This window comes from Achromobacter sp. K91 (genome assembly GCF_003576205.1).
GTDB classification, from domain to species: domain Bacteria; phylum Pseudomonadota; class Gammaproteobacteria; order Burkholderiales; family Burkholderiaceae_B; genus Achromobacter; species Achromobacter aegrifaciens.
Genome location: NZ_QWFB01000083.1, coordinates 1 through 5108 on the forward strand (window position 1 = coordinate 1; position 5108 = coordinate 5108).

Genomic DNA, 5108 nt, shown 5'->3' on the forward strand with positions numbered 1-5108 from the left:
GGCAGGCACCGTGGATGGGCTCAATCTCTACGGCATGGTCAAGAACAACCCCGCGTCCCTGCGTGACCACGCCGGCCTGGTCGGGGAGGACGGCAATCGGAAGCGCAAGATGAGGGGCCACGACGGCTCAGATAGCGATTCAGACCCAGGCATGCGCGCGGTCATGATTCCCAGCCAAGCAGCGCACCAACACCACGCGAGCGCCCAGCAGGGCGCAGTCCAAGCGCCGCCAGCCGGAACATCGGACGCGGCTCCCGCGGCCATCCCGCGAGTGGAGACGCCATCGGCCAAATTGCGTACTCTCAAGGACCGGCCTCGCCTGATCGAGGTGTATGACCACTTCAAGACTAACGGTCTGATCAAGCAGGAAGAAAACGAGGGCCAACGTTACTTCATCGACATGAGCACTCGCGACGCGCGCCTCGCAGCATATCTGCCTGACGAGAAATCGAAGGACGGGGGGATGAGGACCGTGAAGACGACGCGAGGAACGGAGTATTTGAACCTGGATGCGCGTATACGTGATCGGCTGGGGAGTTTGGGATTTCGGGCAGAGAACAGGGGAAGCCAGTCGAATCACCGACATTACCTGCAGCTTCCAACCGGCATGACTCTGGACACATACCGCGAGGAAATTGTCCCGTTGCTCGCTATCAGGGGCCCAAGCGTCCAAGCGAATATCTTTGAGAATGTCATCAAATGGTGGCAAGGAAACCCATTCGAACGCGAAGCGCTGGCTCGTGAGGCAACTAAGCACTTTCTTGAACAACGGGCCGCGCGTCCTTACTCACAGACTGCGGCTAACCAGCTCAAGGAGAGTCAGACCAGCACTCGGCGGGCACGGATTACCGCAGCGACAGCGCCAGCCGGTGCGATTGCGCCGGGATCTCAAGGCAATAAGGCGGCACCCAGTGCCGCGCTGCAAACGTCGGGAAGCGGTTTGAATGCCGTGCCTGCTCCTGCCGCTCGCGCGATTGCGATGGTAGGGCCGCAAGGGCGGCAGTCCCCCGTTGCATCAACGAGCGCGGCCAGCCACCTTGCGCCATCCCCTCAGCAACAAGCACCCGCGGAGTTTTCCAGAGAGTGGTTCGAAGGCATTCCCCTGACCCCGCCGGCGGCGAACGTCCCGCAACACCTCATGCACGCTTACGGGACACCCCAGGCCTTTGCGCAGCAATTTCATGCAGTGCCGCAGGGGAGCTTCAACAATCCCTCCCAGGCTTACTATGGAGGGCTGCCGATCCCACAGCAGCAGCAACACCCTGCCGCCCCTGCTTACGGTCACCAAGGGCCATCACCATACATCGTTAACGCGCAGAACGTCACAATCAACTATCACCACGGCGGAGCCCCGGCTCCCTTCGCGCCCCTAATGGTGGCCCCAGACCCTACGCGAATGTACGATCCTGGGTCGGTGTACCCTGGGCAGCAGATGCAAAATTGGCCAGGCCAGATGATGGCGCATCAGGCACCCATGCATGCGGGATATCTGCCCGCGCCGGCACCGCAGGCGGATCCATCCGAGTTGCCCGAAGACTTGGCGGGTATTGATTTGGCTGACTTGTATCAAGTCGGGACTCATTTGTCGTATCGGGATTATCGTTGACCCGGTTCCGTGGACACATCATTCTTTGGTGAGCGCCCAGATTTAGCCGTGTATCTGACGACTCCGATAATGCGGACCTAGAGCGCGCTCTGCAGACGCTGCGCCTGCACCGGCTGGCGCCAGTCGAACCCTTCGAGCAACACAGCCCTAACTGCGCCGCTGTCAGCGACACCACGCCATCTTGCGCCTGCGGCCAGACGAAGCGACCTTGCTCCAGCTGTTGTAGCTGTGTGAAGCGACCACCTGCGCCATGTTCGAGCCTTCCCAGGAACCAGGCCGGCTATGGACCATGCCGAGGTCTTCCGCGAGCATTCCCAGCGCGCCCGCAACGGTTAGCCGCTCTCCGCCCAAGTTCATAACACGCTCTAACGACGGTTTGGTGTTCGACCTGCCGGCCATGATCGATCATGCGCTGGTGCGGGCTAAGGTCAAACTGGAGTTACCAGGTTTCAGTGGACAGGAGTAGCATCTGAACCCTGGTAACTCCACACGCAGTCTAGGTCCTTCAAGTTGTCTACCGTTCAGCACTGCCTGGCGGTGCTGTCCTAGGCCCTCGAGGCACAACGCTTATCCGCCCCGATCGCGGGACCAAGACAAACAAATATTGCAGGCTGCGCTCAACACTTGGTGTCGAAGTGGCCTTCCGTGCACTTAATCTCATCGGACTTCCGGTAGGCTGGAATAGGAATGCCCGGCGCCTGGTCTTCCTTCTGATAACTAAAGTCAAAATCGTCCGCCGGTGTTGCGGGCAGCTTAATGCGTACGATGGGTACGAAGACACCGGTAAGGTTATAGTATTTCTTCTGATCGCTCTGGGCGTTCGATTTACCCGTAGCCGAATCGGGAGCCGCCATATTCTTGCCCACGAAGTAGAAGAACGACTCAATTGGGAACTTAAGCGCTGTGCTCTTAGACTTGCCTTCCTCTGGGTTGGCCGCCCAGGTCTGAATCCGAAGCTCGTTCACAGTGTTAAAAGTTTTTGTGTACTGCTTAGCCTGGAGCACCGTGGTGAAGTCCGTCGGCTTGCGTAAATCTCGCTGCATGCTGAAACTGCACTGATGAGTCCATCCCCAATTTTCGGCTTCTTCATCGGTCTTAGTGGGAGGGCCAAAAGACGCTTGCCATTGCTGGAGTGTATTGACATCGTGGGTCTGGCAGTAACCTGCCGACGGCGGCTTGGTCCGGTTGGTTTCATTGCACCCGCCGGCGTCACGGTTATCCGTCGAACCATCAATGGCAAATGCACAAAGCACCCACAATTTCATCTTGTCGGGTGGCGCCCTGTATTTGCCCTCGTTTGGAAATATGGTGAAGCCATTAGTCGCATTCCAGGCGGCGCGCTCGAACTTGGAGTCGGCACGGATGTATGAAAACGACACGCCGCCCGCCGCTCGCTTGCCGGAATTTGCATAGGACTTCGCTTCGGGAATCCACGCTCCATCCTGTTCCCTTGTCGGGCTGGTCGCTCGGAAAATAACCCCCGTGCAGGCGAATTCCGGAGCCGTAGCGGCGTTGGGTGTCGTGCCGTCGGTCGGGCAATTCGGAGTCGTATTGAAATACCGCCGCCACATATAGTGCGCCACATAAGGATCCCCTTCTTCGGCTATGGCGGCATTCTGGGCAGCTAGCAAGCCGACCGCGAGGGTGGCAGAAAGACCAAGGCGGTGGACTACTTGTGGGAAGCGCAAACTAGGTCTCTTCATTTCTGATTTCCAATAAGGGCCTTCCGTTACAGCGTTGGCCAGGAATGAAAAGGCCGTTTGCTGTGCTGCGGATTTCAAGAACATACCGATGTTCAAGCAGAGGGACTAGCCTGCCCACAGATTCCATGAGCGAAAGGTAATCTGCGAAAGGGGCTAGATGGTCATTGTAGGAATCCATGTCTCCCTCTCAATTTCCAAACTTCAGTTTAGTTTTGAAAATCAACCCATTTATTTCGCGTGCAAGTGGATGCTCTGGACTGGTTTTTCCGGGATGGCGAGTAACAAGCCCACAGATCGGCCGTCCGATGTGGCACTCCCTGAAGCGACAGGCCACCCCGAGGCAATACAGCGAAACTACGTCAGAGCTTCCAAGAAGGCGTGGGCGTTCTCGCCCGGGAAGCAAACGCTGGAGAACAGCGTGGATACTAGAGGCGAAGCGCCAAGCACGGCAAATAAATTCCAGAAATCAAAAGAGAATCACGAAAATCCAATAAAACTCCCCGGCAAGTTTGCTAGATTCTTCATGTGATTTCGGCACATAACCACAGGTGTTATGGCCCAACCGAGCAACCGCACTGTGCAGGAGGTCCTTATGCAGTTCCTTTCCCGAAACACCAAGTTCTTGTTGAAGACTTCAGCATGCTTTGTCTTGAGTATTGGCGGAGCGTTCGGCGCAGCCAAGGCGGGTACCAACATGCCTGATGTCGCCTCGGAGATGACGGCACTCTACAACATCTATAACCAGGGAATGTGTCCATACGACGGGTCGAACGACCCTGACCTGGATCGCCCCGCGTTCATGTGTTCCGGCATCCTCATTCGAACAGCGACGAACGATCCTAATAACAGGTTTTTTGTGTGGGATTTGGCGCCATCATCTACCGCAGGAACGGGAGCTCTGCATACGGGTCAGGGCGGCGTGTCCTTTTCCTGGATTAGGAAGGACATTACGTTCCGCGACCTGGGCAATAGCGGCTATACCCTATATCCTAGCCGTGGCCCGTATGCGTTGAAGGCGTCGGGGAAGATTTCGCCGAAGGTTCTTTGCGGATTTCCAATGGACGGGTGGACAAACTACCGGGCCGACGCAGGCTGTGGTCCTGGTATAAATACCCAGGCCAACAATGCTCCCATCGCCGGAGGTAGGGTTTGTCAGGACGAGAATATCCTGCAGGGAGTAACCCAATGGGTAGATCATTATGAGAATCCTCCCGCCGGTACACCACAGTATTTCTGGCAATGTGGGTTCGATCTCTATACTTCTGCAAAGCGTCCCGGCGGCTTAAAAAATGGCCAAGCCTTCCAACAATGGATGTATGCGCGCGGGAGGATGGAACAGATCGATGGAGATAGAACGTTCCAAAATCGCAATGAGCTTCGCATAGAAGACTGGCCTGCAGGTACGGATCCTCGTGCCATACCTATTCAATCCTTCTACTATGTTGTGGGCAATGCCGCAGGTCGAGCCGATGCGCAAAAGAGCCAGCTGGTGTACCACCAGAAGACGGGTATCGCTGTGCCGGTAGTCCAGATCAGCGTGCCCACCATGCGCGTCTACTCCGTTCCCTACAACGATCCCCGGATACTGTTCACCTTCAAGCAATTGCCTAGTGACCAAGTGATCTAAGATCTATTAGACGACTAGAGGACATGCTCCGCTTTCCGGCTGATGTCTACCTGAAGGGGGAGCTTACGACTGGAGGAGCTGGAGCAAGAGAACAACAAGCTCAAGAAGCTGTTGGCTGAATCGATGCTGGACAAGGCCGCGCTTCAGGACCTTTTGAGCCGAAAGTAGCAAG

The 5108-nt window shown here is 56.6% G+C and carries 4 protein-coding genes; 3 read left to right on the forward strand and 1 reads right to left on the reverse strand.

Annotated features, from left to right (window positions below):
• Positions 1-1606, forward strand: a 1606-nt coding sequence (locus DXK93_RS30675; RefSeq protein ID WP_147400311.1) for a hypothetical protein, incomplete at its 5' end; no start/stop codon positions are given.
• Positions 1607-2223: 617 nt separating this feature from the next.
• Here the strand turns inward: DXK93_RS30675 and DXK93_RS31955 are convergent.
• A complete protein-coding gene (locus DXK93_RS31955; protein ID WP_147400313.1) occupies positions 2224-3393 on the reverse strand; it encodes a hypothetical protein in 1170 nt (389 codons plus the stop codon).
• Between the two features lie 73 nt (positions 3394-3466).
• Between DXK93_RS31955 and DXK93_RS31960 the strand changes: the two genes are divergently transcribed.
• Positions 3467-3838, forward strand: a complete 372-nt coding sequence (locus DXK93_RS31960) for a hypothetical protein (protein ID WP_147400314.1) — start codon at positions 3467-3469, stop codon at positions 3836-3838.
• A 63-nt stretch (positions 3839-3901) separates the two neighbouring features.
• Positions 3902-4936: a hypothetical protein gene (locus DXK93_RS31965; RefSeq protein ID WP_147400315.1), complete on the forward strand. Its 1035-nt coding sequence runs from the start codon at positions 3902-3904 to the stop codon at positions 4934-4936.
• Positions 4937-5108: the final 172 nt, after the last annotated feature.